Origin of the sequence: Aliivibrio fischeri ATCC 7744 = JCM 18803 = DSM 507, from assembly GCF_023983475.1 — a bacterium.
GTDB lineage: Bacteria > Pseudomonadota > Gammaproteobacteria > Enterobacterales > Vibrionaceae > Aliivibrio > Aliivibrio fischeri.
The window spans coordinates 1,028,773-1,054,839 of record NZ_CP092713.1 but is presented as its reverse complement, the minus strand read 5'-3'; the positions used below and the strand labels follow the sequence as shown (position 1 = coordinate 1,054,839).

30 protein-coding genes are annotated in these 26,067 nt (G+C 35.8%); 4 read left to right on the top strand and 26 right to left on the bottom strand.

What is annotated here, in order from left to right; translation table 11 throughout:
- Positions 1 to 420 precede the first annotated feature (420 nt).
- The 8 genes from AVFI_RS18245 to AVFI_RS18210 all read right to left on the bottom strand — a co-directional run bounded on the left by AVFI_RS18245 (position 421) and on the right by AVFI_RS18210 (position 9,212).
- Entirely contained in the window at positions 421 to 921 is a 501-nt protein-coding gene (locus tag AVFI_RS18245; protein ID WP_188863992.1) for a hypothetical protein, read from the bottom strand.
- A 735-nt stretch (positions 922 to 1,656) separates the two neighbouring features.
- A complete protein-coding gene (locus AVFI_RS18240) occupies positions 1,657 to 2,253 on the bottom strand; it encodes a glutathione S-transferase family protein (protein ID WP_054776377.1) in 597 nt (198 codons plus the stop codon).
- Between the two features lie 800 nt (positions 2,254 to 3,053).
- Positions 3,054 to 3,527 (bottom strand): hypothetical protein, encoded by a 474-nt coding sequence (locus AVFI_RS18235; protein ID WP_054776372.1) that lies wholly within the window; start codon positions 3,525 to 3,527, stop codon positions 3,054 to 3,056.
- Between the two features lie 169 nt (positions 3,528 to 3,696).
- The gene (locus AVFI_RS18230; RefSeq protein WP_188864032.1) at positions 3,697 to 4,209 is read right to left on the bottom strand and encodes an SHOCT domain-containing protein; all 513 of its coding nucleotides are present in this window, start codon (positions 4,207 to 4,209) and stop codon (positions 3,697 to 3,699) included.
- Positions 4,210 to 5,071: 862 nt separating this feature from the next.
- Positions 5,072 to 5,218: a hypothetical protein gene (locus AVFI_RS18225; protein WP_196581848.1), complete on the bottom strand. Its 147-nt coding sequence runs from the start codon at positions 5,216 to 5,218 to the stop codon at positions 5,072 to 5,074.
- 252 nt (positions 5,219 to 5,470) lie between these two features.
- Positions 5,471 to 6,541, bottom strand: a complete 1,071-nt coding sequence (locus tag AVFI_RS18220; RefSeq protein ID WP_054776363.1) for a DUF3800 domain-containing protein — start codon at positions 6,539 to 6,541, stop codon at positions 5,471 to 5,473.
- A gap of 712 nt (positions 6,542 to 7,253) precedes the next feature.
- Complete coding sequence (locus AVFI_RS18215; protein ID WP_188863951.1) at positions 7,254 to 8,453, bottom strand: serine/threonine-protein kinase; 1,200 nt, start codon at positions 8,451 to 8,453, stop codon at positions 7,254 to 7,256.
- A gap of 144 nt (positions 8,454 to 8,597) precedes the next feature.
- A complete protein-coding gene (locus tag AVFI_RS18210; RefSeq protein WP_188863950.1) occupies positions 8,598 to 9,212 on the bottom strand; it encodes an FMN-binding negative transcriptional regulator in 615 nt (204 codons plus the stop codon).
- A gap of 212 nt (positions 9,213 to 9,424) precedes the next feature.
- On the opposite strand from AVFI_RS18210, the gene AVFI_RS18205 reads away from it, so the two are divergent.
- Positions 9,425 to 9,670: a type II toxin-antitoxin system CcdA family antitoxin gene (locus AVFI_RS18205; protein WP_063646723.1), complete on the top strand. Its 246-nt coding sequence runs from the start codon at positions 9,425 to 9,427 to the stop codon at positions 9,668 to 9,670.
- Positions 9,671 to 9,988: a CcdB family protein gene (locus AVFI_RS18200; RefSeq protein ID WP_012535038.1), complete on the top strand. Its 318-nt coding sequence runs from the start codon at positions 9,671 to 9,673 to the stop codon at positions 9,986 to 9,988.
- A 124-nt stretch (positions 9,989 to 10,112) separates the two neighbouring features.
- Here the strand turns inward: AVFI_RS18200 and AVFI_RS18195 are convergent, their stop codons facing one another.
- The 10 genes from AVFI_RS18195 to AVFI_RS18150 all read right to left on the bottom strand — a co-directional run bounded on the left by AVFI_RS18195 (position 10,113) and on the right by AVFI_RS18150 (position 17,945).
- The gene (locus AVFI_RS18195; RefSeq protein ID WP_188863947.1) at positions 10,113 to 10,943 is read right to left on the bottom strand and encodes a DUF6236 family protein; all 831 of its coding nucleotides are present in this window, start codon (positions 10,941 to 10,943) and stop codon (positions 10,113 to 10,115) included.
- A 158-nt stretch (positions 10,944 to 11,101) separates the two neighbouring features.
- Entirely contained in the window at positions 11,102 to 11,860 is a 759-nt protein-coding gene (locus AVFI_RS18190; RefSeq protein WP_054776271.1) for a hypothetical protein, read from the bottom strand.
- 740 nt (positions 11,861 to 12,600) lie between these two features.
- Entirely contained in the window at positions 12,601 to 12,894 is a 294-nt protein-coding gene (locus tag AVFI_RS18185; RefSeq protein ID WP_017023495.1) for a HigA family addiction module antitoxin, read from the bottom strand.
- The gene (locus AVFI_RS18180; RefSeq protein WP_012534781.1) at positions 12,894 to 13,172 is read right to left on the bottom strand and encodes a type II toxin-antitoxin system RelE/ParE family toxin; all 279 of its coding nucleotides are present in this window, start codon (positions 13,170 to 13,172) and stop codon (positions 12,894 to 12,896) included. The genes AVFI_RS18185 and AVFI_RS18180 overlap by 1 nt, the downstream gene beginning before the upstream one ends.
- A 175-nt stretch (positions 13,173 to 13,347) precedes the next feature.
- A complete protein-coding gene (locus AVFI_RS18175) occupies positions 13,348 to 14,004 on the bottom strand; it encodes a hypothetical protein (RefSeq protein WP_188863946.1) in 657 nt (218 codons plus the stop codon).
- 697 nt (positions 14,005 to 14,701) lie between these two features.
- Positions 14,702 to 15,136: a GNAT family N-acetyltransferase gene (locus AVFI_RS18170; RefSeq protein WP_188864035.1), complete on the bottom strand. Its 435-nt coding sequence runs from the start codon at positions 15,134 to 15,136 to the stop codon at positions 14,702 to 14,704.
- Between the two features lie 154 nt (positions 15,137 to 15,290).
- The gene (locus tag AVFI_RS18165; protein WP_005423934.1) at positions 15,291 to 15,821 is read right to left on the bottom strand and encodes a GNAT family N-acetyltransferase; all 531 of its coding nucleotides are present in this window, start codon (positions 15,819 to 15,821) and stop codon (positions 15,291 to 15,293) included.
- Positions 15,818 to 16,087, bottom strand: a complete 270-nt coding sequence (locus tag AVFI_RS18160) for a type II toxin-antitoxin system TacA family antitoxin (RefSeq protein ID WP_054776285.1) — start codon at positions 16,085 to 16,087, stop codon at positions 15,818 to 15,820. The genes AVFI_RS18165 and AVFI_RS18160 overlap by 4 nt, the downstream gene beginning before the upstream one ends.
- A gap of 232 nt (positions 16,088 to 16,319) precedes the next feature.
- The gene (locus AVFI_RS18155; RefSeq protein ID WP_054776284.1) at positions 16,320 to 17,108 is read right to left on the bottom strand and encodes an aminoglycoside phosphotransferase family protein; all 789 of its coding nucleotides are present in this window, start codon (positions 17,106 to 17,108) and stop codon (positions 16,320 to 16,322) included.
- Positions 17,109 to 17,273: 165 nt separating this feature from the next.
- Positions 17,274 to 17,945, bottom strand: coding sequence for a DUF2726 domain-containing protein (locus AVFI_RS18150; RefSeq protein WP_054776283.1), 672 nt, complete (start codon positions 17,943 to 17,945; stop codon positions 17,274 to 17,276).
- Positions 17,946 to 18,216: 271 nt separating this feature from the next.
- Here AVFI_RS18150 and AVFI_RS18145 point away from each other — a divergent pair, with 271 nt between their 5' ends.
- Positions 18,217 to 18,462, top strand: a complete 246-nt coding sequence (locus AVFI_RS18145) for a type II toxin-antitoxin system CcdA family antitoxin (RefSeq protein ID WP_054776282.1) — start codon at positions 18,217 to 18,219, stop codon at positions 18,460 to 18,462.
- Positions 18,463 to 18,780 (top strand): CcdB family protein, encoded by a 318-nt coding sequence (locus AVFI_RS18140; protein ID WP_188863966.1) that lies wholly within the window; start codon positions 18,463 to 18,465, stop codon positions 18,778 to 18,780.
- A 1,291-nt stretch (positions 18,781 to 20,071) separates the two neighbouring features.
- Here the strand turns inward: AVFI_RS18140 and AVFI_RS18135 are convergent.
- From AVFI_RS18135 to AVFI_RS18100, 8 genes are all read right to left on the bottom strand, one after another.
- Positions 20,072 to 20,539, bottom strand: a complete 468-nt coding sequence (locus tag AVFI_RS18135; protein WP_199414924.1) for a dCMP deaminase family protein — start codon at positions 20,537 to 20,539, stop codon at positions 20,072 to 20,074.
- A 33-nt stretch (positions 20,540 to 20,572) separates the two neighbouring features.
- Entirely contained in the window at positions 20,573 to 20,806 is a 234-nt protein-coding gene (locus AVFI_RS18130) for a hypothetical protein (protein ID WP_054776281.1), read from the bottom strand.
- A gap of 731 nt (positions 20,807 to 21,537) precedes the next feature.
- Positions 21,538 to 22,167: a LysE family translocator gene (locus tag AVFI_RS18125; protein WP_188864000.1), complete on the bottom strand. Its 630-nt coding sequence runs from the start codon at positions 22,165 to 22,167 to the stop codon at positions 21,538 to 21,540.
- A 174-nt stretch (positions 22,168 to 22,341) separates the two neighbouring features.
- The gene (locus tag AVFI_RS18120) at positions 22,342 to 23,064 is read right to left on the bottom strand and encodes an NYN domain-containing protein (RefSeq protein WP_061030751.1); all 723 of its coding nucleotides are present in this window, start codon (positions 23,062 to 23,064) and stop codon (positions 22,342 to 22,344) included.
- Positions 23,065 to 23,161: 97 nt separating this feature from the next.
- Positions 23,162 to 23,674 (bottom strand): hypothetical protein, encoded by a 513-nt coding sequence (locus tag AVFI_RS18115; protein ID WP_199414945.1) that lies wholly within the window; start codon positions 23,672 to 23,674, stop codon positions 23,162 to 23,164.
- An 840-nt stretch (positions 23,675 to 24,514) separates the two neighbouring features.
- A complete protein-coding gene (locus AVFI_RS18110; protein WP_196582636.1) occupies positions 24,515 to 24,661 on the bottom strand; it encodes a hypothetical protein in 147 nt (48 codons plus the stop codon).
- A 369-nt stretch (positions 24,662 to 25,030) separates the two neighbouring features.
- Entirely contained in the window at positions 25,031 to 25,177 is a 147-nt protein-coding gene (locus tag AVFI_RS18105; protein WP_196582636.1) for a hypothetical protein, read from the bottom strand.
- Between the two features lie 255 nt (positions 25,178 to 25,432).
- Positions 25,433 to 26,029, bottom strand: a complete 597-nt coding sequence (locus tag AVFI_RS18100; RefSeq protein ID WP_054776377.1) for a glutathione S-transferase family protein — start codon at positions 26,027 to 26,029, stop codon at positions 25,433 to 25,435.
- Between the last annotated feature and the right edge of the window lie 38 nt (positions 26,030 to 26,067).

Below are 26,067 nucleotides of genomic sequence, written 5' to 3'. Positions count from 1 at the left end.
TTGAACGACTTGGCTTCAACAAGTTTGGAACTGATAAACCAAATATCCTCGCAACAATTGGGATTGAAAATGCTGCGAGGAAAACACGGATGCAGGTTAAAATGAGGCAACACCAAAGAACCATTGAAGCGTAAAATAGCCTCTGAAACGCCTGGACTTAGGGAAATAAGGGCTAATTTGCCGAACCTGATGATACGAAAACCAAAAGGCAACAAAGAAGAAATTCACGCTTACTAAGCCGAAACTACGAAAGCCGCGATTCTATTGATGAACCGTGCAAAAAATTTCAGACTCAGTACGCACAACGCCGCAATAACACGTTTATTACTACGACGGCTTAACTGAATTTTACTGCCTTAAACACCGAAGCCAAAGACAAACCTACAACGCCGAATGTAATAAATCGTGTTGATTGCTTTGTTATACGTTTGCAACCCACACTTTATGGACTTTCTTTGAAGAAATCATCCCCGACTTAACTAGTCCTGTTAAACAACCATACCTAGAATGACCTTCGACCAAATGATAATTAGATTTACTTAACAACATAATTGGGGATCTTAACCATGTTGAATATTCTTTCCAATGTTGCACAATTGCTCGGTTGTGACCAATTAAATCCCAGTCATTATCAATAGATACTCGTTCCGACTTCATTGCACAAATTATTGACCAACGTTCAAATTCAGGAAATATTGATGCACAAGCAATATCATCGAAACTTAATTCAATTAATTCCCATTTTAATTTAGAAATATCAATTTGTTCATATTGTTCTTGAAATTCACTATTTCCGCCATGATCAGAATACAGCTGCTCAATTACATCTAGCGGAGTATTCGGCAAATGAAGTACAAGCTCGCCAATATCAATATTACCCGCTTCATCAGCCTTAAGTTTCATTAGCTCACTAAATTTCATAGATTCCTCATCCAAATTTTCCGAAACGTATAACGCTGGCATAACACGTTTATTACTATGCAAACCAACCTGAATTTTACAGCCTTAATCACAAAACCTAAGACAAACCCAGAACGCCGAGTGTAATAAATCGTGTTGATGCGATTGTTGTGCGTGCTTACTTTCGGCTTGGCCAACTTGGTAAAGAACTGCCCTGCCAAGATTTTCTAAGCCCTGATTCTAATTTACCGATGCCAATTAAGCGAACAAAATGTTCTTAAATTGCAAGATAAAGTGAATGGAAAGCAGATACGTTTTTTACGCCATTTGAACGACTTGGTTTCAGTAAGTTTGGAACTGATAAACTAAATATCCTTGCCACAACTGGGATTGGAAATGCTGCGAGGAAAGCACTGATGCAGACTAAAATGAGGCATAACCAAAGAACAATTGAAGCGTAAATTAGCTTCTGAACGCCTGAACTTAGGAAAATAAGGGCTAATTTGCCGAACCTGATAATAACGAAAACCAAAAGGAAACAAAGAAGAAAGGAACGCTTACTAAGCCGAAACTACGAAAGCCACGATCCTTTTGATGAACCGTGCAAAAAATTTCGGACTCAGTACGCACAACGCCTGCATAACACGTTTGCTACCACAGACTTAACTAAATTTTACTGCCTTAATCACTGAAACTAAAGACAAACCGACAACGCCGAGTGTAGCAAATCGTGTTGATGCATTTGTTAAATGTAATTTACGCCATACCTACGTATCCTGGGGTTGATTGAATTCGATGACACCAATTTTGAATTGCTGGATATTGAGTTAAATCGAAACCACCTTCATCTGCAACATGACTATAAGCATAAAGAGAAATATCAGCAATTGTCATTTCATCACCAACTAGATACTTAGTTTTACTCAATTGGCTTTCCATTAATTGTAGAGCTTTATGGCCACCCTCTTGAAGTGAAACATATTCAGCTTCCCTTTCTTTTGGCATACCTAAATATTTTTGAATAAAACGAGCGACAGCAATGAATGGCTCATGACTGTATTGTTCAAAGAACAACCATTCATACACCTTTGCTTTTAAGTACGTATCTTTTGGTAGAAATGCTGTATTTTCAGAAAAGTACCCTAAAATTGCATTTGATTCACACAGATAACGTCCATCATCTAATTCAACCGCAGGAATTTTTCCATTCGGGTATTTAGATAGAAATTCAGTTGTTTTTGTTTCACCATCTAAAATATTCACATGAATCCACTCATGCTTAATATTTAAAAACGATAGTAACATCTTAACTTTCAAACAGTTTCCTGATTGTAGGTCACCATATACTTTCATTTACGCCCTCCTTGACGATTACATTTAACGCCGCAATAACACGTGCGAACGACCGACTTTCAAAACCAATTACACTCCAAACCACAAACGCCGAGTGTAATTAGCATCGTGTTGATTGCTTTGTTACACGATCTTTGTCAACGCTTTGCTTTAATTGGTAAAGAACTGATTTACCAATAATATTTAGAAACCAATTCTAAATTACAAAAGCTAATTTAGCGAACAAAAGAACCGTTCAACTACAAAAACTGCGAAACGAAGCAATCCTTTTTCTAGCACCATTTAGACGATTGGTTTCAGCAAGTTTGGAGCTGATAAACCAAATATCTTTGCCACAATTGGGATTAAAAATACTGAGAGCAAAGCACTGATGCAGAGTAAAATGAGGCAAAACCATGAACAATTGAAGCGTGAATTAGTTTCTGAAACCCATGAACTTTTGGCAATAATGGCCAATTGCCGAACCAGATGAAATGAAAACTAAAAGGCAACAAAGAAAAAGGAAATCCACCTTACTTTCACACCTAAAAAACTAACGGCTCAATCGCTGAACTGAGCCAAAAAGCTGCAATCTTTAGTTCGTGTAACGCCTGCATAACACGTTTACTACTATGCAATTATACTTAAAATTGACGCCTTAAAACGAGAAACACCCGACAGCCTAAGATGCCGAGTGTAGTAAATCGTGTTGATGCATTTGTTATATGCTTATTTTTTCTGCTGAGATACTGGCTCTTTAGATTTTCTAACATACTCAGTCGTTGGCGGTCTTTGATTGCTTTGTGGAACTTTTTGTTCTGTCATTTCGTTACCTCAATAATTATCGTAATAAAGCCTAATATCCCTAAAGCCCATGCGCTATAGATTAATTCATTATATGCGTGCTCTAAATTTATTGATTTGTCATCAATCACAATTGAGAGTTTTTCAAGAGTATTAATATAACTATCAAAAATATACGAGGTACGCTCTTCGTCATCAGAATTTTTGATATACAAGATAGCAGCACTACTTTTAGGTAACACTGGACAAGCACCAATTTTGATAGCTAAAATCGCGTGCCCCCATGAACAAACGGCACAAAACAAAGCAACACAAAATAAGATTAATTGTATCCATTCTTGTGGCTCGACAGGAACAAATAAAGAATCTTTAGAAAAAGCCCCCCATGCAGAGATTCCACCAACTACGGCAGTAAGAAAAGCTAGAAATTTAGAACACTTCTCTTCAAAATGCTTAAAGCGTGACTGTTCATCATCGTACCGTTCTTTCAAGTAATCTAAACTATTAATTTTAACCTCCTTATTGCATATAACGCCTGCATAACACGTTTGCTACCATACAGATTAAGCTCAAATTTACCACTTAATACGGTAAACTCAAAGAAACCTAGAATGCCGAATGTAGCAAATCGTGTTGATGTGATTGTTATGTGTTAACAGGTTAAATTTTAGACAATAGTTTTTCTTTCTGATTATTATATTCACTTTCCGTAATCGCATTTATATCCAATAACTTTTTCAATTTTTCTATATCGTCATATACGTTAGCATCATTACTCGTTTCTTGAGATTTAGCAGTCTCTACTCGAGCTATTTCCATCAACAACATATTTGTATACTTTTCTATTTCATCAACGGTCGTTTTTGTTGAACTTGTCATTTTTTTACTCGATAGTTCATTAAACATCTTTTTCAGAATCGGATTTCCAGTAACTGTTGATTCGTTTGAACAATAAATTTCAATATAATCTTGTTGTGCACGCTTCAGCCTTTCAATGTTATCCAAAATTTCATTTTCATCATTTTTCCCTAAAACAAGTAATATAATACCCGAAATTAGAGGTGATAAAATACAGGCTAATAGAAACCATAAAAAACCACTTCGATTATAGTTTGAAGCAAAATAACCCACTAAAACTGCAAATAAGAACCAAAGAAAAAAACCGCCAAACATAATAATACCTCATATAAATTTAATAGATTGAATTATACAGGATGATAACTCAAAAAAACACATAACGCCGCAATAACACGTGCGAACGCCTTACTTTCCAAACTAATTATACTTCAAACCACAAACGCCGAGTGTAATTAGCATCGTGTTGATTGCTTTGTTACACGATCTTTGTCAACGCTTCGCTTTAATTGGTAAAGAATTGATTTACCAAGATTTGCTGTTAAACGATTTTAATTAGACTGGCTCAATTAAGCGAGCAAAATATCCAATCAACGGCAATAACTGTGAAACGAAACAATCCTTTTTCTAGCACCATTTGAACGATTTGGTCTCAACAAGTTTTGTACTGATAAACCAAATATCATCTCCACAATTGGGATTGAAAATGCTACGAACAAAGCACTGATGCAAGCTAAAATGAGGCAAAACCATGAACAATTGAAGCGTGAATTAGTTTCTGAAATCCATGAGCTTTTGGCAATAATGGTCAATTGCCGAACCTGATGAAACGAACACCAAAAGGCAGCAAAGAAGAGGGAAAACCGCCCAGCTTTCACATCTAAAATCGAACGGTTCTATCGCCGAACTGAGCCAAAAAACTGCAATCTTTAGTTCGTGTAACGCCTGCATAACACGTTTGCTACCATGCAGATTAAGCTCAAATTTACCACTTAACACGGTAAAGCAAAAGAAACCTAGAATGCCGAATGTAGCAAATCGTGTTGATGCATTTGTTATAACCATCTGATAATGTTACTGAAACCGTAACTGTTTACCTTCAACATTATAATCACTACCTTGATCATCTTATTTCCAGCAAGTCATGCTCTTTGGCACCGATAACTATCAATTATTTGCTTTATTTTTTCTTCGTAACAATAACGTAATTAACTAGAGTTAATCCAATGACAAAACACCAAAATTGTAAGCTAGGTAGCACCGTTGAAACAGATCCAACAAGTAAACCAGATCCAAGCCCAATTGCAATTTTTTGAAGAGTTGTCATTTTCAAAGTCCTTTTTTATTCAATGATTACTAAATAGCTGCAATCTATAGTATTAAATCAATTCTACCTTAACTATCACTTAAACAATTAATATTTAAGTGTATTTGAGAAATATCTCACCTAGGTTATAACGCCTGCATAACACGTTTGCTACGATACAGACTTAGCTGAATTTTAACGCCTTAATCACTGAAACTAAAGGCAAACTGACAACGCCGAGTGTAGCAAATCGTGTTGATGCATTTGTTAAATTTATATTTCGTGAAAATCAAAAGTAATAGATGAATGAGCTCGATTACAAAACCCATGAATAGATTTATCGACAATGTCTGCGAAATTTAGAACTTCTTTATCTGAAATACACACCATAGATGATATCGTCTCTGTATAGTGAGGACTAACTAATCTAGTTACAAATTTAAGCCTCAAATGATGAAATATATCTTTTAGGATAAAGTACTTAGAAACTTGCAAACGCTGTTTCATTAACTCTTTTGGATCGCTCGATATAATAAAATTTCCTTCCGAAACTTCATAGGAATACTTTTCAAAATCCATTAATACATTTCTACCTGAAGGAAAGATGAATCTTGAAAGTGCATAAATCTGCATGTCCACAAATTGTAGCCAATTTGAATCTACGCTTGAAAAATCCTCTTTAGGCACAGGAGGATCAAGTAACACTTTTCGCTCTAGAATATTAACTGAGTTTTCGATCGCTTGTTTTAGCCCTTTCAATTGCGCGCCTTGTACATTATCAGTAACTACAGTAATTTTACTATGTCTATTTTGCTCCAATGTCTTGAACAAAGCTTCATATGCACAACGATATCTTTCAATATTCTTCCATTTCGGTTGAGACTCCGAATATATAAATTTCTTCTTGTTTAAAGACACAGAGTGAAACCTGTAAAAACATGGAAATGTTTTTAAAAATTTCGCCCACAGAATCCATCGTGACAAAGCATCATCTCCGTTATCTTTGTCAACACCAGCATGCATTCCGCTACCTTTTAAAAACCATTGTTCGGCATTATTTTCTGGTCTAAAAGTGTTCTTAAATTGACTAAGTTCCGGCAAAATTTCATGTTTTTCTTTTGCTGAAACTAAGCAGCCACCAATAAATAAATGATCATCATTTTCTCTTTCATCTATATACAAAATAGTTTCATCATCAGGGTGGAAATATTGTGTAAGAAACCCTGACCAACCATTAACACCCGGCAGAATTTTATGCCCTAGCATCAACATTTGGTCTATAGTGACCTGATTAGCATCAGGCATAAAATAATCAAAATCTTCAAGTTTTAATTTATAAGGCACACTGCCTCCTATATAGATTTAACGCCGCAATAACACGTGCGAACGACCGACTTTCAAAACCAATTACACTCCAAACCACAAACGCCGAGTGTAATTAGCATCGTGTTGATTGCTTTGTTACACGATCTTTGTCAACGCTTTGCTTTAATTGGTAAAGAACTGATTTACCAATAATATTTAAAAACCAATTCTAAATTACAAAAGCTAAATTAGCGAACAAAAGAAACGTTCAACTACAAAAACTGCGAAACGAAGCAATCCTTTTTCTAGCACCATTTGAACGATTTGGTTTCAGCAAGTTTGGAGCTGATAAACCAAATACCCTAACCACAATTGGGATTGAAAATGCTACGAGCAAAGTACGAATGCAGGATAAAATGAGGCAACACCAAAGAACAATTGAAGCGTAAAAATGCCTCTGAAACGCCTGAATTTAGGCCGACAATGCTTAATTGCCGAACCTGATGAAACGAACGCTAAAAGGCAACAAAGAAGAAGGAAAACCACCCTATTTTCACATCTAAAAATCGAATGGTTCTATCGCCGAACTGAGCCAAAAAACTGCAATCTTTAGTTCGTGTAACGCCTGCATAACACGTTTGCTATCATGCAGATTAAGCTCAAATTTACCACTTAACACGGTAAACTCAAAGAAACCTAGAATGCCGAGTGTAGCAAATCGTGTTGATGCATTTGTTAGTACTCTTTTCACCTAAAACGGAATATCATCATCAAAATTCATAGGTGGATCAACTGGTGCTGATTGTCCCCAAACTTGAACTTGTTTTTGCTGCTTACTTTGACATTTAGAGCATCCTTTAGATGTATCTTTATCTATGTCAACTTTACTTAAATGAGAACCACACATTAAGCATTCTGGGATTTTAAATAATTCATTTCCACATCCTCCGCAATACTGAGTATCTGCTATCGGATAACCGCATCGGCATTGATAGATCAGTTTACCTCCACAAGACGTACAATGAATATCAGTACATTGCTCTTTAAAATTAGCACCTTTATAAAAACCATTTGGTGACCAGTGTGCATCAGGACATTTTAAATGATTACATAAAGCTTTACTTGGTGTGTTAATAGTAAAAAGTCCTGTATTTGATAGCCCTCTTAATTCTCTTATAACTTCATCGACAGTCTGATAACGATCTTCTACTTTATATTCACTCGCTTTCATAATTAATTTACGTAAAGCATAAGAGATTGAAAGATCTGGCTTATCCAACGCTGAAAGTGTTGGAACTCCAGTTAGAAGTTTACACAGTGTTAAACCAAGAGAATAAATATCTGCTCTTTGGTCTACATTTTTCATATCTACATTTTGTTCCGGCGATATATATTCGGCAGATCCTAAATGATCACCAGTCCTCGTTGCTCTCGTAAAATTAGGATTACCTGAAGGAGCAAAGCCTATAGAGAAATCTATTAAATAAGCATGGCCATTCGTAGATAACATAATATTTGACGGTTTAATATCACGATGAATTATACCTTTTGAATGCACTAACAATAGAGCGTCTAATATTTGAGTAGCAATATTTATAACTTTATCTTGCTCTAATGCACCATTTTTAAGTATATATTCATCTAAATTTATTCCATCAATATGCTCCATCACTATATATGGGATAGAAGTATCATTTAGCGGCACTTCGCCATGAGTAATCACATAAGGGATTGCTGGATGCTGTGCTTCTGCGAGAATAAACGCCTCACGTTTAAATTTTTTTCTTAACTCAGCATTATTTCGAACAAACAAACTATCGAAGAACTTTATCGCTACAAAGCGCTCAAGAGATGGCTGCTTTGCTTTCTTTGTTTTGCCTGAAAGCCCTGAACCAATATCTTCAAGTAATTCAAAACCCTGACGTTTCAGGTGACTAACATATTTTTCCAAATTAACCTCTAAACTGCTGAGAGTACTAACGCCTGCATAACACGTTTGCTACGATACAGACCTAGCTGAATTTTAACGCCTTAATCACTGAAACTAAAGGCAAACTTACAATGCCGAGTGTAGCAAATCGTGTTGATGCATTTGTTAACTGCCTATGCCGAGGTCTCGCTTTTCCATATATTCAGCTAATTCATTAGCTCCTGAATATTTACTCTCTTTCAACGCAAGATGAACTCCATGCTGATCTTCTATTTTTCTTTGTTGCCCTAGTTTTTCTACACCTTGATAATCATCAATTACAATCTTAAAAGCTACTATCGCGTTTTTTAGCTTCGCTTGATATTCAGTTGACATTATATCTGAATTTAAAAGTAATTCAGGTTCATGAGCTAAAATTGTATCGTCCATAACCTCATTTACGCCCTCACCATCAATAATTTCTACTATTCCATAACAGTGAACAGCGGCATAATTCCATGTTGGTACTGCTGGTTTATATAAATACCAAGTTGGTGAGATATAAGCATGAGGTCCATTAAAGACAATTAACACTCTTTGATTTTGAAACTGTTTCCAGTGCTTGTTAGCTTTAGTAAGATGACCATACAAAGTACCTTTATTTCCTTCATCCGATTTCAATACAAATGGAATGTGTGTTGCGGTTAAATCTGATGAGGTTAATACCCCAAAGTTATTATTTTTTATAAAGTTACAAATCAAATTATGATCTTTCATTTCCATATTTCTAGGTATAAACATACGAATCCTTTCTCGTTGATTAAAAAAGCAGTTAACGCCTGCATAACACGTTTGCTACGATACATACTTAGCTAAATTTTACTGCCTTAATCACTGAAACTAAAGACAAACTGACAACGCCGAGTGTAGTAAATCGTGTTGATGCATTTGTTAAATGCCTTTTTACGTTATATACTGAACCCACATACTTAATGCGCATGAGTGGTGACGTTATGAGAAATCAATATAATACACAAGCGGTAAAGAAAGCGACCAATTTAACTTTAAATAGTGACCTGCTTGCTGAAGCAAAACGTTTAAAAATAAACCTTTCAGCAACAATGGAAAAAGCACTTTCACAGGAAGTGAGCAAACTAAAAAGACAAGAATGGTTAGAACAAAACTCTGAAGCTATTGATGCTTGCAACGAACTAACCGATAAATACGGTCTTTTTTCTGATTCATACCGAGTATTTTAAATGTCTCAATTTACGCTATATAAAAACAAAGATAAAAGTTCCGCTAAAACCTACCCTTACTTTGTCGATGTTCAAAGTGATCTACTTGATAACTTAAATACTCGATTAGTCATTCCATTAACACCAATCGAACTACTTGATAAGAAAGCACCAAGTCACCTTTGTCCTACGATTCATATTGATGAAGGTGACTTTATAATGCTGACACAACAAATGACAAGTGTTCCAGTTAAAATCTTATCCGAACCTGTTAATGAGTTATCGACTTTCAGAAATGAGATTATTGCTGCAATTGATTTTTTAATCACTGGCATTTAACGCCTGCATAACACGTTTACTACCAAACAATTATACTTAAAATTGACACCCTAAAACGAGAAACACCCGACAACCTGAGATGCCGAGTGTAGTAAATCGTGTTGATGCATTTGTTAGCACTAATTTATCTGAAGTTTCTTCTTACACTGTTTATGTAATTAAAGTCTGTTTGACATTGTACTGAAGGCATCATCATACTTTTAATTCCAGTAACTAATCCAGCCCCAGCAACTCCAGCAATTAATGGATACATTTGAATCATAGATGCTAACCCTGCCGAACCAAGTCCAGCTCCGACTACACCAGAAAAATCTGAATTAATTACATGCTTTAAATTAGTTGTTATACGTTTAAAACCAGATTCATTTATGGTTCTATCTATATCTTTTAATGATAATTCTAGACGTGATAATTGAGCGTTTTTTGCGCGAGGGATATCTTTAGATGTTATTATTTTTTCATTTAACTCATCTAAATAACAACGAAAAGCTACTAGCTCATCATTCCGTTTATGTTTAAATTCAAGAATATCTAATAATGGCGTATCTTGGCTAGGTACTGGAAGCATGTCATAAAGTTCAACTTCAACCCCTAAACCAATAGATGACTGTGTATAAAATGGAACATTTGATAATTGAGCCATAGTCCAACAGCCAGGTTCATCTTCCTGATTCTTTTTAAAAGCAGCTTCTTGCGCTGCAATGAAAAATTCACCTCTACCAGAACTAACTGTCCCTCTAAAATTTACATGAGTCCTTTTCAGTACTCCGGTAGTTTGAAGGTAATCAATGTCATTGGAACTAATATGAATTAAAGTATTTGTTGGATAATCAATCTCATCCCAATAAAGAAGATATTTCCTAAGTTCAAGTGGGTCAGGGTCTCCGCCACAACTAATCCCACCAGTATAAACAGATTCAAATGGTGGTGACACAACAATCCCTTTCTTATTCATTTCTAACCTCTATACTCAAAAAAGTAGTGCTAACGCCTGCATAACACGTTTGCTACTATGCAGACTTAGCTCAAATTTACCACTTAACACGGTAAACTCAAAGAAACCTAGAATGCCGAATGTAGCAAATCGTGTTGATGCATTTGTTATGAGCGTACTTAAGGTTTAAGAAAAGCGATATAAACCTGAAGTGCCCCAATAATTATTAATACAAATGTAAGTACACTCATTGCTTTCGATTGGCGAAGAGTTTCTTTGTGTTTTCTGTCATCTTGTTCATACTGTGATAATGAGACCATTGCATAGCTAGAAATTTTATATAAATTGCTTTCTTTTGTGAGGTCACCACTCGCAACTAATGATTCAAGTAATAAATCATTATAGTTAGAATTACGATCGCGGTCAGGATGGTAATACCAACGCTGTGTATGCAACAAATCCGATAATCCTAAAGAAGTTACAGAAAATGATTTATCATCAATAGTTTTTTCTAAGATCAATCGAAGCGTTTCCATTCTTTCTGAACGTGCTAATTCTTTACTATTATAAAATATCTGCGTCGCTTTATTGGCTCTAATTACAAATTGATAATATGGTAGTACACCTTTTAACAGATAATCATTTAAACTAAAATATTGAATGTTATTTGTTTTATAAAAATGCGTAATTTCTAATTTTGCATTTTTAACTTCTTCGAATGAAATTGTTATTTCTTCAGTATAACCTTTAGCTCCCCATGCTTTACCATGCACTCCTTTGTTATCAATACTTTCCGCAAGCATATTACAAGAGTCATCTCCAACTATATACATTACGTAACAATCAACATCTTGAGCCTTATCACCAGTACGAGGGACTCTACTTGGTGCTGGTTTTGACAAAATCCTTTCGATTGCCCACTTATAAATTTTATTCAATTCCCACCTCCATTCTATCTAAAACCAATAAAGCTCATAACGCTTGCATAACACGTTTATTACTATGCCAAACAACTTGAATTTTACCGCCTTAATCACAAAACCCAAGGCAAACCCAGAACGCCGAGTGTAATAAATCGTGTTGATGTGATTGTTGTGCGGACTTACTTTCGGCTTGGCTAGCTTGGTAAAGAACTGCTCTGCCAAGATTTTTGATACCCTGATTTTAATTTACCAATGGTAATTAAGCGAACAAAATGAACATAAAACTGGAAATAATGTGAAGAAAAACAGATACATTTTCCACGCCATTTGAACGACTTAGTTTCGGCAAGTTTAGAGCTGATAAACCACATACACTCACCACAATTGGGATTGAAAATGCGGCGAGGAAAACACGGATGCAGGTTAAAATGAGGCAACACCAAAGAACAATTGAAGCGTAAAAATGCCTCTGAAACGCCTGAACTTAGGCCGACAATACTTAATTGCCGAACCTGATGAAACGAATACTAAAAGGCAACAAAGAAAATGAGTTTCGATGACTAAATAGCGTTTACAAAAGTCTCGTTTCTATTGATGAACCGTGCAAAAAATTTCGGACTCAGTACGCACAACGCCTGCATAACACGTTTACTACTATGCAATTATACTTAATATTGACGCCTTAAAATGAGAAACACCCGACAACCTGAGATGCCGAGTGTAGTAAATCGTGTTGATGCGATTGTTATATTTTACTACGCCATAGCAAAATTGATCGTGTGCACCTTAGTTAAATTCACATTTTGTTTTGCTTGCCAGAGATCGTAATTGTCTTGCATTGTTAGCCAACTTTCAGGCGTACGACCGAGTGACTTTGAAAGACGTAACGCCATTTCAGGTGAAATTGAGCTCTTACCCTTTATCACTCGATTTAGAGTTGAAGCAGCAACATCAAGTTGTTTAGCAACAAAGCGACAACTATAGCCAAATGGTTCCATATAAACGTCATGGATAAACTCACCTGGATGTGGGGGATTGTACATAGCCATTAATGGTAATCCTCGTAATTTAAAATGTAAGCATTACCATCGACAAACTCGAAAGTAACACGCCAGTTACCATTTACTGTAATTGACCAAATGCCATCTCTATCCCCTTTCAGAGGATGAAGTTTGAAACCCGGCAAATCAACATCATCAATAATGGTTGCAGTATCTATCGCGGCTAATTGCATTCTCAATTTGCGATCATGTTTCGCTTGAATACCCGCTTTACTGCCAGTCTCAAAAAACTTTTTAAGACCTTTGTGCTTAAATGTTTTAATCATACGAAGAGTGTAGCGCGTTGCGCATTATGACGCAAGTTTCAATAAAAAATATAACGCCTGCATAACACGTTTGCTACGATACAGACTTAACTGAATTTTACTGCCTTAATCACTGAAACTAAAGGTAAACTGACAATGCCGAGTGTAGCAAATCGTGTTGATGCATTTGTTAACTTTATTTTTTATATACAAAAAAATCAGAATATTTATTATTATAACGACTATTCAAGTGTTCCGTTAAATTTCCAACTTTTTCATTAAATAAAGCAAACTCAGACAACATTCCTGACATATCTTTTGTGTCCATAGTATAGTAATAATTAATCTGGCTTTGCAATGACCCTGTAATTACAATAATACTTTGCAGCTCTTGTAATATTTTTTGGTGCGTTTTTTCAGATATTGAGGTTAAGGATACTCCCCAGAAAGCGAGTTCAGCATGCACTAGAAACAATTTTCTTCTTTCTGTGACAAGTTTATGCAATGCAAGGTTACTCATTGTTAATAACTTTTGACACTGCTCAGAATCAATAGGAATACCTCCAGCTTGTGGGACTGATAGATTAAACGGGTACATTAGCTCAACAACGTGATCCCCTATTGCAACCAAAGCCGATATATAATCTTTTGAAGTTTGATAAGAATCTTCCCTTTTTCTTGATTCAAGCCACATTGAGTATGTTTTGTATACAATTAAAGCTGTAGCGAACGTTGATATTGCTGCTATTATGTCAGTCCATGAAACATCCTTAACCAAAGCTTGATAATCAGTAGCTTCAATTAGCACACCAAGTAAAAAAATAGCTATATAACTTATAATTTTAAAAACCATTACACTTACCAAAATAGAGTTAACGCCGCAATAACACGTGCGAACGACCGACTTTCAAAACCAATTACACTCCAAACCACAAACGCCGAGTGTAATTAGCATCGTGTTGATTGCTTTGTTACACGATCTTTGTCAACGCTTTGCTTTAATTGGTAAAGAACTGATTTACCAATAATATTTAGAAACCAATTCTAAATTACAAAAGCTAATTTAGCGAACAAAAGAACCGTTCAACTACAAAAACTGCGAAACGAAGCAATCCTTTTTCTAGCACCATTTAGACGATTGGTTTCAGCAAGTTTGGAGCTGATAAACCAAATATCTTTGCCACAATTGGGATTAAAAATACTGAGAGCAAAGCACTGATGCAGAGTAAAATGAGGCAAAACCATGAACAATTGAAGCGTGAATTAGTTTCTGAAACCCATGAACTTTTGGCAATAATGGCCAATTGCCGAACCAGATGAAATGAAAACTAAAAGGCAACAAAGAAAAAGGAAATCCACCTTACTTTCACACCTAAAAAACTAACGGCTCAATCGCTGAACTGAGCCAAAAAGCTGCAATCTTTAGTTCGTGTAACGCCTGCATAACACGTTTACTACTATGCAGATTAAACTGAATTTTACCGCCATAAACACAAAAACCAAAGACAAACCTACAATGCCGAATGTAGTAAATCGTGTTGATGCATTTGTTATGTGTTTGAACTTAAAGTAAATTCCATTTCTATTAGCCCATTCACTTCCACGGTTTGCGTAAACCCTTTTTCTTTATATAACTTGATTGCTGGATTTTCACTGAACACACGAAGAAGTAACTTTTTTGATTGATGCTGTCTAGCGTGATTTATAATCATATCGAGACTTTTCGCACCGATACCCTTACCGTGAAATTCTGGGCTTAACTGTAAGTCTCGCAGAAAAGTGGTTGATTCGTTATAGCTAAAACGGACAATACCAACTCGATGATTATCCACGAATATTTCAAAGTTATCCAAGAGAGCCCAATTGTTGATAAATAGATTGCTATCCCAAACGATATTCCGAGTTAAATAATAACTAACCATATTGGATTGAGTTAGTGACTCAGCATATTTTAGCTCAGAAGCTCTTTTAAACTGGATATCCATACTTACCCCTTGGGAACACATAACGCCTGCATAACACGTTTGCTACCATGCAGATTAAGCCTAAATTTACCACTTAACGCGGTAAATTCAAAGAAGCCTAGAATGCCGAGTGTAGCAAATCGTGTTGATGCATTTGTTATATTCACTCTTACGTCTAAGTGAATAACTGACCGACTGTTTTCATCGGAATGAACATTCTTACACGACCATTGATTTCACAAAGAACCTCGAAACCATATTTTGCGTAGAATGACTCTGCTTGTTCAGTTAAACAATCAACAACAATGGCATAAGCTCTCATATGAGAATTAATTTCCCAAAGATATTCGAGAGCTTTGATTAAGCTAACTTTACCTAACCCACTTCCATGAAATTCTTTATGAACTGCAAGTTGAGCTAAAAGAAAAACAGGAACTGGATAGCGCGGTAATTTTTTAGCCATCGCTTGTGGCAACGTATCACGGCTAATCGAACTTGGCGCAATACTATAAAATGAACAAATTGGATATTTCTGATTTGGTAATGGCACTGAAGCAGGCAAAACCATTGTGCGGCTGATACCTGCTTGCATATGTTTAGCAGCTTGAGTTTGGATAAAATCATTTAACTCTTTTTCCCCACAGTCAAATGATGCTCTATCGTGCTGTGATTTATCCAATTCTTTGAAAGTTTTGGAATAACTCACTTAAACTCACCACTTTTAGTAAATGCAGCGGCTTCAAGTAATGCTTTATTCGGAGCCTTAGCCTCGTCACAAGCAATCATGAATTGATCAAATACATTTGCTTCAACAGTGATGCTTTCATGCTCAGAAATTACCTGAGTTGAATCTTCGTCCATTAGACGAACAACGTATTCAGTTAAGCTTTTTAAACCAAGTAAAGCTGAAGCTTTCTCAGCCTTAGCTTTGATTTCTTCATCCAAACGGATATCAAGTCTTACAGTAGCCATAAAACCTCCAATTGTACGGAGTAATTCCGTATTTAATATGAGTATAAGATTTAAACGACCAAAGTGCAAATTGTACGGAGCTAATACGGATTTAATTTTTAAGCTTTGTGAATATAACGCCTGCATAACACGTTTGCTACGATACAGACCTAGCTGAATTTTACTGCCTTAATCACTGAAACTAAAGACAAACTGACAACGCCGAGTGTAGTAAATCGTGTTGATGCATTTGTTATAAGCACCTTTCACCAGATAAACTATTTGTAATGGATTGATGATTTAGTTTCAGGTATTCGATGTCAGCTAAATAAGCAAGATGATGTCCATTACTGATATTTTCAATAAATGCCTCATTACCGTTGTCAGCTTCACTTTGCATAAAATCGACTAAGGTTTGAACCCTATCTATCATAGTTTCAACTAAATTCTCACGTTCAGCATTTGATAAACCATAAGAATCACAAAACAACTTAGCCCTAGTCGATTGTGAGCTTAAATCACCTAATGCATCATACTCATTGGTCTTAAATGGTGCCCAACAATAAACAGCATAAGCAATATCCCAAAGCCTTGGTGCAGGATGAGCCGTATCAAAGTCAAAAATACCGACAGTTCGATTTCCATTTAAAGCTACATTGTAAGGAGCGAAATCTCCATGACAAATAACTTCATACGGTTTTCTACTTGGTAGCATCCATTCTGTTTTTTGAAATGACGGACTAGAAATAAATGAAACTGTTGAATCATGATATTGACGCAAAAGCTTACCAGCAGAAATTAATGCTTCATCCGTGGCAATATTTCCAGTTAATGGATAATTGTAAACCTCACCCAAAACATAAGACAAAATCTCATTTCCATTGTCGTCAAAACCAAATGATTTTGGAGCGCCATTAAAGCCTTCACTTTCGAGGTGAGACAGTAACTTATGAATTGAAACAGACCAAAAACCACTTGGTCGATATACTTTATCTTCAGAGCGAAAAACTAGCCCTTCGCGCCCACCTTGAAGTTCTTCCATCATAATCCCTTTTCATGAAAAAACCGTGCTTATAACGCCTGCATAACACGTTTGCTACGATACAGACTTAGCTGAATTTTACTGCCTTAATCACTGAAACTAAAGGCAAACTGACAACGCCGAGTGTAGCAAATCGTGTTGATGCATTTGTTATAAGCGTACTGATTATTCAGATATTTTCTGTTCGATATGCCTACATTTTGGAAATGAACTACAACCCCAAAATTCATTGCCAACTGATTTACCCTTTTTAGCCACTTTAAGAACCATATTCGATGAACATTTAGGACAATGTTTATCGGCGGATTCAAGACCAAAACTAGGCATTTCAGTTTCATCATTTGATAAGACACTTTGTAAGCTGAGCCTGATACTTTCGATGCTGTAAGCTTGTTTAGCCGGTACACGAATAAGTGGGAAATGAGCCGATTCACAAGCACTTTCTAAAAATTGGTCTCTAGACTTTCGTTTAGCATTATTATGAGAACTGTCGTCTAGTTCGATTGCACAGATAACTGATAAATCATCTTGATTACATAAAATGAAATCAAAGTGCTTAGCTGATATTTTATTAAACGCGATTTGCCATGCTGATTTTGTCATTCCTTTTTCAGGTGTAATAACATCAGCGACACGAACTTTACCAAAAACTAGAACATTATCCGTAGCAACGGCTTGTTGAAGTACACCAAAAAATGAACGTTCTGCAGGAGTAAATAATGCCCCGAGTTTACGGTAAGAATGACCACTTTTAGCCGATGATTGGCTTGATTTAAGCTTAGTAATAAAAAATAAAACTAGAACAAAAATCAAAGCTATTACGATTAGAATTTCCACGACATCTCCATTAATTCAACCTTTACTCAATATCTTGGCCTAGTTTAAAGTAACCAAGAAACAGTTGTAATTACCATTTCAATTTAAGCTTATAACGCCTGCATAACACGTTTACTACTATGCGATTATACTTAATATTGACGCCTTAAAACGAGAAACACCCGGCAAACTGAGATTGCCGAGTGTAGTAAATCGTGTTGATGCATTTGTTAAATGCCTTCTAACTGTATATACTGAATCCACATACTTAATGCGCATAAATGGTAACGTTATGAGAAGTCAATACAATACACAAGCGATAAAAAAAGCAACCAATCTAACATTAAACAGCGATCTACTCGCTGAAGCAAAACGATTAAAAATAAACCTTTCAGCAACAATGGAAAAAGCATTATCACAAGAAGTAAGTAAACTAAAAAGACAAGAGTGGTTAGAACAAAACTCAGAAGCTATTGATGCTTGCAACGAACTAACCGAGAAACATGGTCTTTTTTCTGATTCATACCGAGTATTTTAAATGTCACAATTTACGCTTTATAAAAACAAAGATAAAAGCTCAACTAAAACGTACCCTTACTTTGTAGATGTTCAAAGTGATTTACTCGATAACCTAAATACTCGATTAGTCATTCCATTAACGCCAATTGAACTACTTGATAAAAAAGCCCCAAGTCACCTTTGTCCTACAATTCATATTGATGAAGGTGACTTTGTCATGCTAACTCAACAAATGACAAGCGTTCCGGTTAAGATCCTAACCGATCCAGTTAATGAATTATCGACTTTCAGAAATGAAATTATTGCTGCAATTGATTTTTTAATCACTGGCATTTAACGCTGGCATAACACGTTTATTACCATGCAACCCAACCTGAATTTTACCGCCTTAATCACAAAACCCAAGGCAAACGCAGAACGCCGAGTGTAATAAATCGTGTTGATGCGATTGTTGTGCGGACTTACTTTCGGCTTGGCTAACTTGGTAAAGAACTGCCCTGCCAACATTTTCTAAGCCCTGATTCTAATTTACCGGTAGTAATTAAGCGAACAAAATATCCTTAAATTTCGAGATGAAGTAAATGGAAAACCAACACACCTTTTACACCATTTGAACGACTTAGTTTCAGCAAATTTGGAACGGATAAACCAAATATCCTCACCACTATTGGGATTGAAAATGCCAAGAATAAAGCACGGATGCAGACTAAAATGAGGCATAACCAAAGAACAATTGAAGCGTAAAAATGCCTCTGAAACGCCTGAACTTAGGGAAATAAGGGCAAATTTGCCGAACTTGATGAAACGGAAACCAAAAGGCAACAAAGAAGAAATTCACGCTTACTAAGCCGAAACTACGAAAGTCTCGGATCTATTGATGAACCGTGCAAAAAATTTCGGACTCAGTACGCACAACGCCGCAATAACACGTGCGAAAGACTTACTTTCCAAACCAATTATACTTCAAACCACAAACGCCGAGTGTAATTAGCATCGTGTTGATTGCTTTGTTATACGAGCCTTGCTTTCGCTCCAATTAACTTGGTAAAGAACTGATTTACCAAGATTTGCTGTAAAACGATTTTAATTAGGCTGGCTCAATTAAGCGAGCAAAATATCCAACCAACGACAATAACTGTGAAATGAAACAATCCCTTTTTCTTACACCATTTGTACGATTTGGTTTCAACAAGTTTGGAACTGATAAACCAAATATCCTAACCACAATTGGGATTGAAAATGCTGAGAGAAAAACATTGATGCTGGATAAAATGAGGCATAACCAAAGAACAATTGAAGCGTAAATGAGCCGCTGAAACGCCTGAATTTGGGGCAATAATAGTTCAATGCCGAACCTGATGAAACGAACACCAAAAGAAAACAAAGAAAAAGGAAATCCACCTTACTTTCACGACTAAAAAACTAATGGCTCAATCGCTGAACTGAACCAAAAAACTGCATTCTCAGAGTTCGTATAACGCCTGCATAACACGTTTATTACTGTGCAAACATACTTAAAATTGACACCTTAAAACGAGAAACACTCGGCAAACTGAGATTGCCGAGTGTAATAAATCGTGTTGATGCGATTGTTAGAAAAACGTTAGCGCAATTCGTACGACGAAAATTTACTCACTAAAAGAATAGAAATCAACCTCAATACCTGCCTCTACAAACATATCATATGCCGTTTTACCACTAATATCCCATTTAGAGTCAGATTCACCAGGTTTTAAGGCTACAACTCGTTTAACCCCAGCTTGAATAATTGGGCCTGCACATCTTGCACAAATAGGTTTTCCCCATACATACAATGTTGAGCCAAAAGAACGAGAACCAGCAGCAATAATAGCGTTCACTTCTGCATGAACAACTAATTCTAACTTAACATCTGAGTCATTTAATCTATCGGCTGAATCTTCGACTCCCATTGGAAATCCATTATAACCTATAGATATATCGCCACCTTTCTTTGAAAATAGAGCGGCTCCCACTTGTGCATTTGGATCTTTAGACCATTCAGATGCGTGTTTTGCCAACTTACAAAATCGAATATCCCATTTACTCATAGGTTTTGATTCAATTAAAAAATTCATTACTATAGCCTTCTTTATTATTATAACGATTATTTACCAAGTAACATCAATAATGACATTACCTAAATTATCAGTTTGATTTAATGTTTGTGTTCTTTGGAAACCTCGTATTGCCGTATGATCTGTATGCTTAACGCTTCCAACAACATCACCATTAGAATTAAGAACAGAGTATGTATAAATATCCATCTCAGCCATAGTCCCTTTAGAGCGGCTACTAATTAGTTTAATTGTTTCACCTTCATTTAATTTTAATCTTGTTTTCAAAGTTTACTCCTTTATAAAATTAGTTTTTCTAACGCCGCAATAACACGTGCGAAAGACCGACTTACAAAACCAATTATACTCTAAACCGCGAATGCCGAATGTAAATAGCATCGTGTTGATTGCTTTGTTATACGAGCCTTGCTTTCGCTCCGATAAACTTGGTAAAGAACTGATTTACCAAGACTTGCTGTAAATTGAGTTTAATTAGACTGACTCAATTAAGCGAGCAAAATATCATTTCAACGGCAATAACTGTGAAACGAAACAATCCCTTTTTCTTACGCCATTTGTACGATTTGGTTTCAGCCAGTTTTGAGCTGATAAACCAAATACCCTAGCCACAATTGGGATTGAAAATGCTAAGAGGAAAACACTGATGCAGATTAAAATGAGGCATAGCCAAAGAACAATTGAAGCGTAAATTGGTTTCTGAAACGCTTGAATTTGGGGCAATAATAGTTCAATGCCGAACCTGATGAAACGAACACCAAAAGGCAACAAAGAAAAAGGAAAACCACCCTACTTTCACACCTAAAAAGCTAATGGTTCAATCGCTGAACTGAACCCAAAAACTGCATTCTCAGAGTTCGTATAACGCCTGCATAACACGTTTGCTACTATGCAGATTAAGCCTAAATTTACCACTTAACTCGGTAAACCAAAAGAAATCTAGAATGCCGAATGTAGCAAATCGTGTTGATGCATTTGTTATATGCAAACAACCATTCTTACTATGAGGTCATTACTTTGATGCCAAAAATGGTAAACAATCCACCAGTGACATAATCTATAACCCTAGAAATGCGAGCATAAACGCTTTTAGCTGATTCATGGGAAAACACCGTAGCTAAGAATAAATGCCAACCAAGTGTAATTGAAACCATTGTTATCATAATTGCTAATATCATCGTTGCACTCATGTTTTCAGGCATGGAAACACTGAATAAACTAACGACGAAGAAACCCGTTTTTGGGTTTAAAATACTGGTGATAAAAGCTGAAATAAAAACCTTTCTTTTCGATGGTAATATCGTTTGATTGATTTCTGTTAACTCACCTAACCTCCTTATTTTTCGAGTTAGATAAATCTGACGCATTCCCAAATACAATAAATAACTACCACCGACCACTTTCATTAAACCAAATAATTTAGGGAAATGAGAAAAGAGAATAACTAAGCCTGAGCCTCCAAAAAACGACCACAATAACGTCGCACAACTAACACCGAAAGCAGAAAAAGCCGCAATTTTACGATCGTAATTAAGTGCAGTGTTGATCGTTAAAAGAACATTAGCACCAGGGGTCGCGACAGCTAGCATCCAAATTAAAGCTACATGAAGAAGAACCAATAAATATTCCATCATCTACAATCCAATAAAATAGCCTTTAAGCTTAAAATGCATATAACGCCGGCATAACACGTTTGCTATCATGCAGATCAAGCCTAAATTTACCACTTAATACGGTAAACCAAAAGAAATCCAGAATGCCGAATGTAGCAAATCGTGTTGATGCATTTGTTAAATTGCAAAAAACTATTTAGCTTTATTATTCTTAGCTTTTTTCTTTTCTCTTACCCAATAAACAGAACCATGCGTCTTTTTCATTTCGAATAAATCGATAGCTAAAAATAAATCGCTAAGTTTTTTGAAACCATAATTTCGAGGATCAAACGACGCATGATTTGATATATGCGTACCTATTTGCCCAAGCATTGTCCAACCATCATCTTCATCAACAGCACCAATAGCTTGTCTTAATAAATTCATAAGCTTAGTGTCACTTTTTATACTTTGGGTTTTCTTTTGAACAGGTTTATTTTCAACATCTTCTTGATCAAGATAGAGGAATTTAGAACAACTATTAACAAAAGCAGAAGGTGCTTTACGTTCACCAAATCCGATTATAAATTTCCCGTCAGCTAAAGCCCTAGTGACCAATGGAGTGAAATCACAATCAGAAGATACTATACAGATAATATCTACATCCTTTGTATACAAAACATCCATTGCATCAATCACCAAAGCAATATCTGTCGCATTTTTACCTTTTACTAAATCAAATTGCTGTATAGGCTGTATTGCGTACTCATGTAATACATCTTCCCAAGACTTCAAGGTGCAATTTTTCCAGTTACCATAAGCTTTACGAATATTAACAACTCCGAACTTAGCTAATTCAGAAAGAATTGAATCAATTTTAGCTGCTGGAGCATTGTCTGCATCGATGAATAATGCAATTTTCTCTTTATCTTTCAATATACTTTCCTTTGCGATTTAACGCCTGCATAACACGTTTGCTACGATACAGACCTAGCTGAATTTTAACGCCTTAATCACTGAAACTAAAGGCAAACTAACAACGGCGAGTGTAGCAAATCGTGTTGATGCATTTGTTATGTGATATTTGCTTAAACTCTTCTTTATGAACAGCTAATTGGCTACATACAGCCATAACTGAAAACATAAAATCAGCATTTTTTAAAGTACCCAACTCACTATTTTTAGCTTCCTCAATCTGAGAAGGTGCGCATTCATACACATACTTATTGAAAGCAGCTATCGAATCACTCACCCCGTTTGGTTCCAGGTTATGAGCTAACTTATTTCTTAATCTATTTAATCGTTTAGCTGACTCCCAAACCCAATCAATTTGATCACTAAAAGGATAAAATGCTTGAACAATACAAATTGCTTGATGGCAATCAAATGATGTTCCTGAATCACCTTTTAACGCTGCTGGATGACTAGTTAATACAATTAAGAATTCACGGATAGACTCTTCAAGTAATAAGTGACCTTTAAGCACCTGTAGTGTTTGATCGTTACCTATAGGGAAATGTAATCCAAATTTTTTTGCATCTGACATACGTTGATATCTCCAATCACATAACGCTGGCATAACACGTTTATTAACATGCAGACCAACCTGAATTTTATTGCCTTAATCACAAAACTAAAGGCAAACCCAGAACGCCGAATGTAATAAATCGTGTTGATGCGATTGTTGTGCGTGCTTACTTTCGGCTTGGCCAGCTTGGTAAAGAACTGCCCTGCCAAGATTTTCTAAGCCTAGATTCTAATTTACCGATGCCAATTAAGCGAACAAAATGTTCTTAAACTGCGAGATAAAGTGAATGGAAAACAGATACATTTTTTACGCCATTTGAACGACTTGGTTTCAGCAAGTTTGGAACGAATAAACCAAATATCCTAACCACAATTGGGATTGGAAATACTGCGAGCAAAACACTGATGCAAACTAAAATGAGGCATAACCAAAGAACAATTGAAGCGTAAAATAGCCTCTGAAACGCCTGAACTTATGGAAATAATGGCTAATTTGCCGAACTTGATGATACGAAAACCAAAAGGCAACAAAGAAGAAATTTACGCTTACTAAGCCGAAACTACGAAAGCCGCGATTCTATTGATGAACCGTACAAAAAATTTCGGACTCAGTACGCACAACGCCTGCATAACACGTTTGCTACCATGCAGATTAAGCTCAAATTTACCACTTAACACGGTAAAGCAAAAGAAACCTAGAATGCCGAATGTAGCAAATCGTGTTGATGCATTTGTTATAACCATCTGATAATGTTACTGAAACCGTAACTGTTTACCTTCAACATTATAATCACTACCTTGATCATCTTATTTCCAGCAAGTCATGCTCTTTGGCACCGATAACTATCAATTATTTGCTTTATTTTTTCGTCGTAACAATAACGTAATTAACTAGAGTTAATCCAATGACAAAACACCAAAATTGTAAGCTAGGTAGCACCGTTGAAACAGATCCAACAAGTAAACCAGATCCAAGCCCTATTGCAATTTTTTGAAGAGTTGTCATTTTCAAAGTCCTTTTTTATTCAATGATTACTAAATAGCTGCAATCTATAGTATTAAATCAATTCTACCTTAACTATCACTTAAACAATTAATATTTAAGTGTATTTGAGAAATATCTCACCTAGGTTATAACGCCTGCATAACACGTTTGCTACCATGCAGATTAAGCTCAAATTTACCACTTAACACGGTAAAGCAAAAGAAACCTAGAATGCCGAATGTAGCAAATCGTGTTGATGCATTTGTTATAACCATCTGATAATGTTACTGAAACCGTAACTGTTTACCTTCAACATTATAATCACTACCTTGATCATCTTATTTCCAGCAAGTCATGCTCTTTGGCACCGATAACTATCAATTATTTGCTTTATTTTTTCGTCGTAACAATAACGTAATTAACTAGAGTTAATCCAATGACAAAACACCAAAATTGTAAGCTAGGTAGCACCGTTGAAACAGATCCAACAAGTAAACCAGATCCAAGCCCTATTGCAATTTTTTGAAGAGTTGTCATTTTCAAAGTCCTTTTTTATTCAATGATTACTAAATAGCTGCAATCTATAGTATTAAATCAATTCTACCTTAACTATCACTTAAACAATTAATATTTAAGTGTATTTGAGAAATATCTCACCTAGGTTATAACGCCTGCATAACACGTTTGCTACCACAGACTGAACTGAATTTTACTGCCTTAATCACTGAAACTAAAGACAAACCGACAACGCCGAGTGTAGAAAATCGTGTTGATGCATTTGTTAAATGTAATTTACGCCATACCTACGTATCCTGGGGTTGATTGAATTCGATGACACCAATTTTGAATTGCTGGATATTGAGTTAAATCGAAACCACCTTCATCTGCAACATGACTATAAGCATAAAGAGAAATATCAGCAATTGTCATTTCATCACCAACTAGATACTTAGTTTTACTCAATTGGCTTTCCATTAATTGTAGAGCTTTATGGCCACCCTCTTGAAGTGAAACATATTCAGCTTCCCTTTCTTTTGGCATACCTAAATATTTTTGAATAAAACGAGCGACAGCAATGAATGGCTCATGACTGTATTGTTCAAAGAACAACCATTCATACACCTTTGCTTTTAAGTACGTATCTTTTGGTAGAAATGCTGTATTTTCAGAAAAGTACCCTAAAATTGCATTTGATTCACACAGATAACGTCCATCATCTAATTCAACCGCAGGAATTTTTCCATTCGGGTATTTAGATAGAAATTCAGTTGTTTTTGTTTCACCATCTAAAATATTCACATGAATCCACTCATGCTTAATATTTAAAAACGATAGTAACATCTTAACTTTCAAACAGTTTCCTGATTGTAGGTCACCATATACTTTCATTTACGCCCTCCTTGACGATTACATTTAACGCTTGCATA

Coding starts and splice junctions, on each gene's coding strand:
- AVFI_RS18160 (WP_054776285.1), bottom strand. CDS start 16,087: ATGGCTACTGTAAGACTTGATATCCGTTTGGATGAAGAAATCAAAGCT.
- AVFI_RS18125 (WP_188864000.1), bottom strand. CDS start 22,167: ATGGAATATTTATTGGTTCTTCTTCATGTAGCTTTAATTTGGATGCTA.
- AVFI_RS18240 (WP_054776377.1), bottom strand. CDS start 2,253: ATGAAAGTATATGGTGACCTACAATCAGGAAACTGTTTGAAAGTTAAG.
- AVFI_RS18100 (WP_054776377.1), bottom strand. CDS start 26,029: ATGAAAGTATATGGTGACCTACAATCAGGAAACTGTTTGAAAGTTAAG.
- AVFI_RS18115 (WP_199414945.1), bottom strand. CDS start 23,674: ATGTCAGATGCAAAAAAATTTGGATTACATTTCCCTATAGGTAACGAT.
- AVFI_RS18145 (WP_054776282.1), top strand. CDS start 18,217: ATGAGAAGTCAATACAATACACAAGCGATAAAAAAAGCAACCAATCTA.
- AVFI_RS18195 (WP_188863947.1), bottom strand. CDS start 10,943: ATGAATAAGAAAGGGATTGTTGTGTCACCACCATTTGAATCTGTTTAT.
- AVFI_RS18155 (WP_054776284.1), bottom strand. CDS start 17,108: ATGGAAGAACTTCAAGGTGGGCGCGAAGGGCTAGTTTTTCGCTCTGAA.
- AVFI_RS18205 (WP_063646723.1), top strand. CDS start 9,425: ATGAGAAATCAATATAATACACAAGCGGTAAAGAAAGCGACCAATTTA.
- AVFI_RS18170 (WP_188864035.1), bottom strand. CDS start 15,136: ATGGATATCCAGTTTAAAAGAGCTTCTGAGCTAAAATATGCTGAGTCA.
- AVFI_RS18110 (WP_196582636.1), bottom strand. CDS start 24,661: ATGACAACTCTTCAAAAAATTGCAATAGGGCTTGGATCTGGTTTACTT.
- AVFI_RS18180 (WP_012534781.1), bottom strand. CDS start 13,172: ATGATTAAAACATTTAAGCACAAAGGTCTTAAAAAGTTTTTTGAGACT.
- AVFI_RS18175 (WP_188863946.1), bottom strand. CDS start 14,004: ATGGTTTTTAAAATTATAAGTTATATAGCTATTTTTTTACTTGGTGTG.
- AVFI_RS18230 (WP_188864032.1), bottom strand. CDS start 4,209: ATGTTTGGCGGTTTTTTTCTTTGGTTCTTATTTGCAGTTTTAGTGGGT.
- AVFI_RS18105 (WP_196582636.1), bottom strand. CDS start 25,177: ATGACAACTCTTCAAAAAATTGCAATAGGGCTTGGATCTGGTTTACTT.
- AVFI_RS18225 (WP_196581848.1), bottom strand. CDS start 5,218: ATGACAACTCTTCAAAAAATTGCAATTGGGCTTGGATCTGGTTTACTT.
- AVFI_RS18135 (WP_199414924.1), bottom strand. CDS start 20,539: ATGAATTTTTTAATTGAATCAAAACCTATGAGTAAATGGGATATTCGA.
- AVFI_RS18210 (WP_188863950.1), bottom strand. CDS start 9,212: ATGTTTATACCTAGAAATATGGAAATGAAAGATCATAATTTGATTTGT.
- AVFI_RS18185 (WP_017023495.1), bottom strand. CDS start 12,894: ATGGCTATGTACAATCCCCCACATCCAGGTGAGTTTATCCATGACGTT.
- AVFI_RS18200 (WP_012535038.1), top strand. CDS start 9,671: ATGTCTCAATTTACGCTATATAAAAACAAAGATAAAAGTTCCGCTAAA.
- AVFI_RS18140 (WP_188863966.1), top strand. CDS start 18,463: ATGTCACAATTTACGCTTTATAAAAACAAAGATAAAAGCTCAACTAAA.
- AVFI_RS18245 (WP_188863992.1), bottom strand. CDS start 921: ATGAAATTTAGTGAGCTAATGAAACTTAAGGCTGATGAAGCGGGTAAT.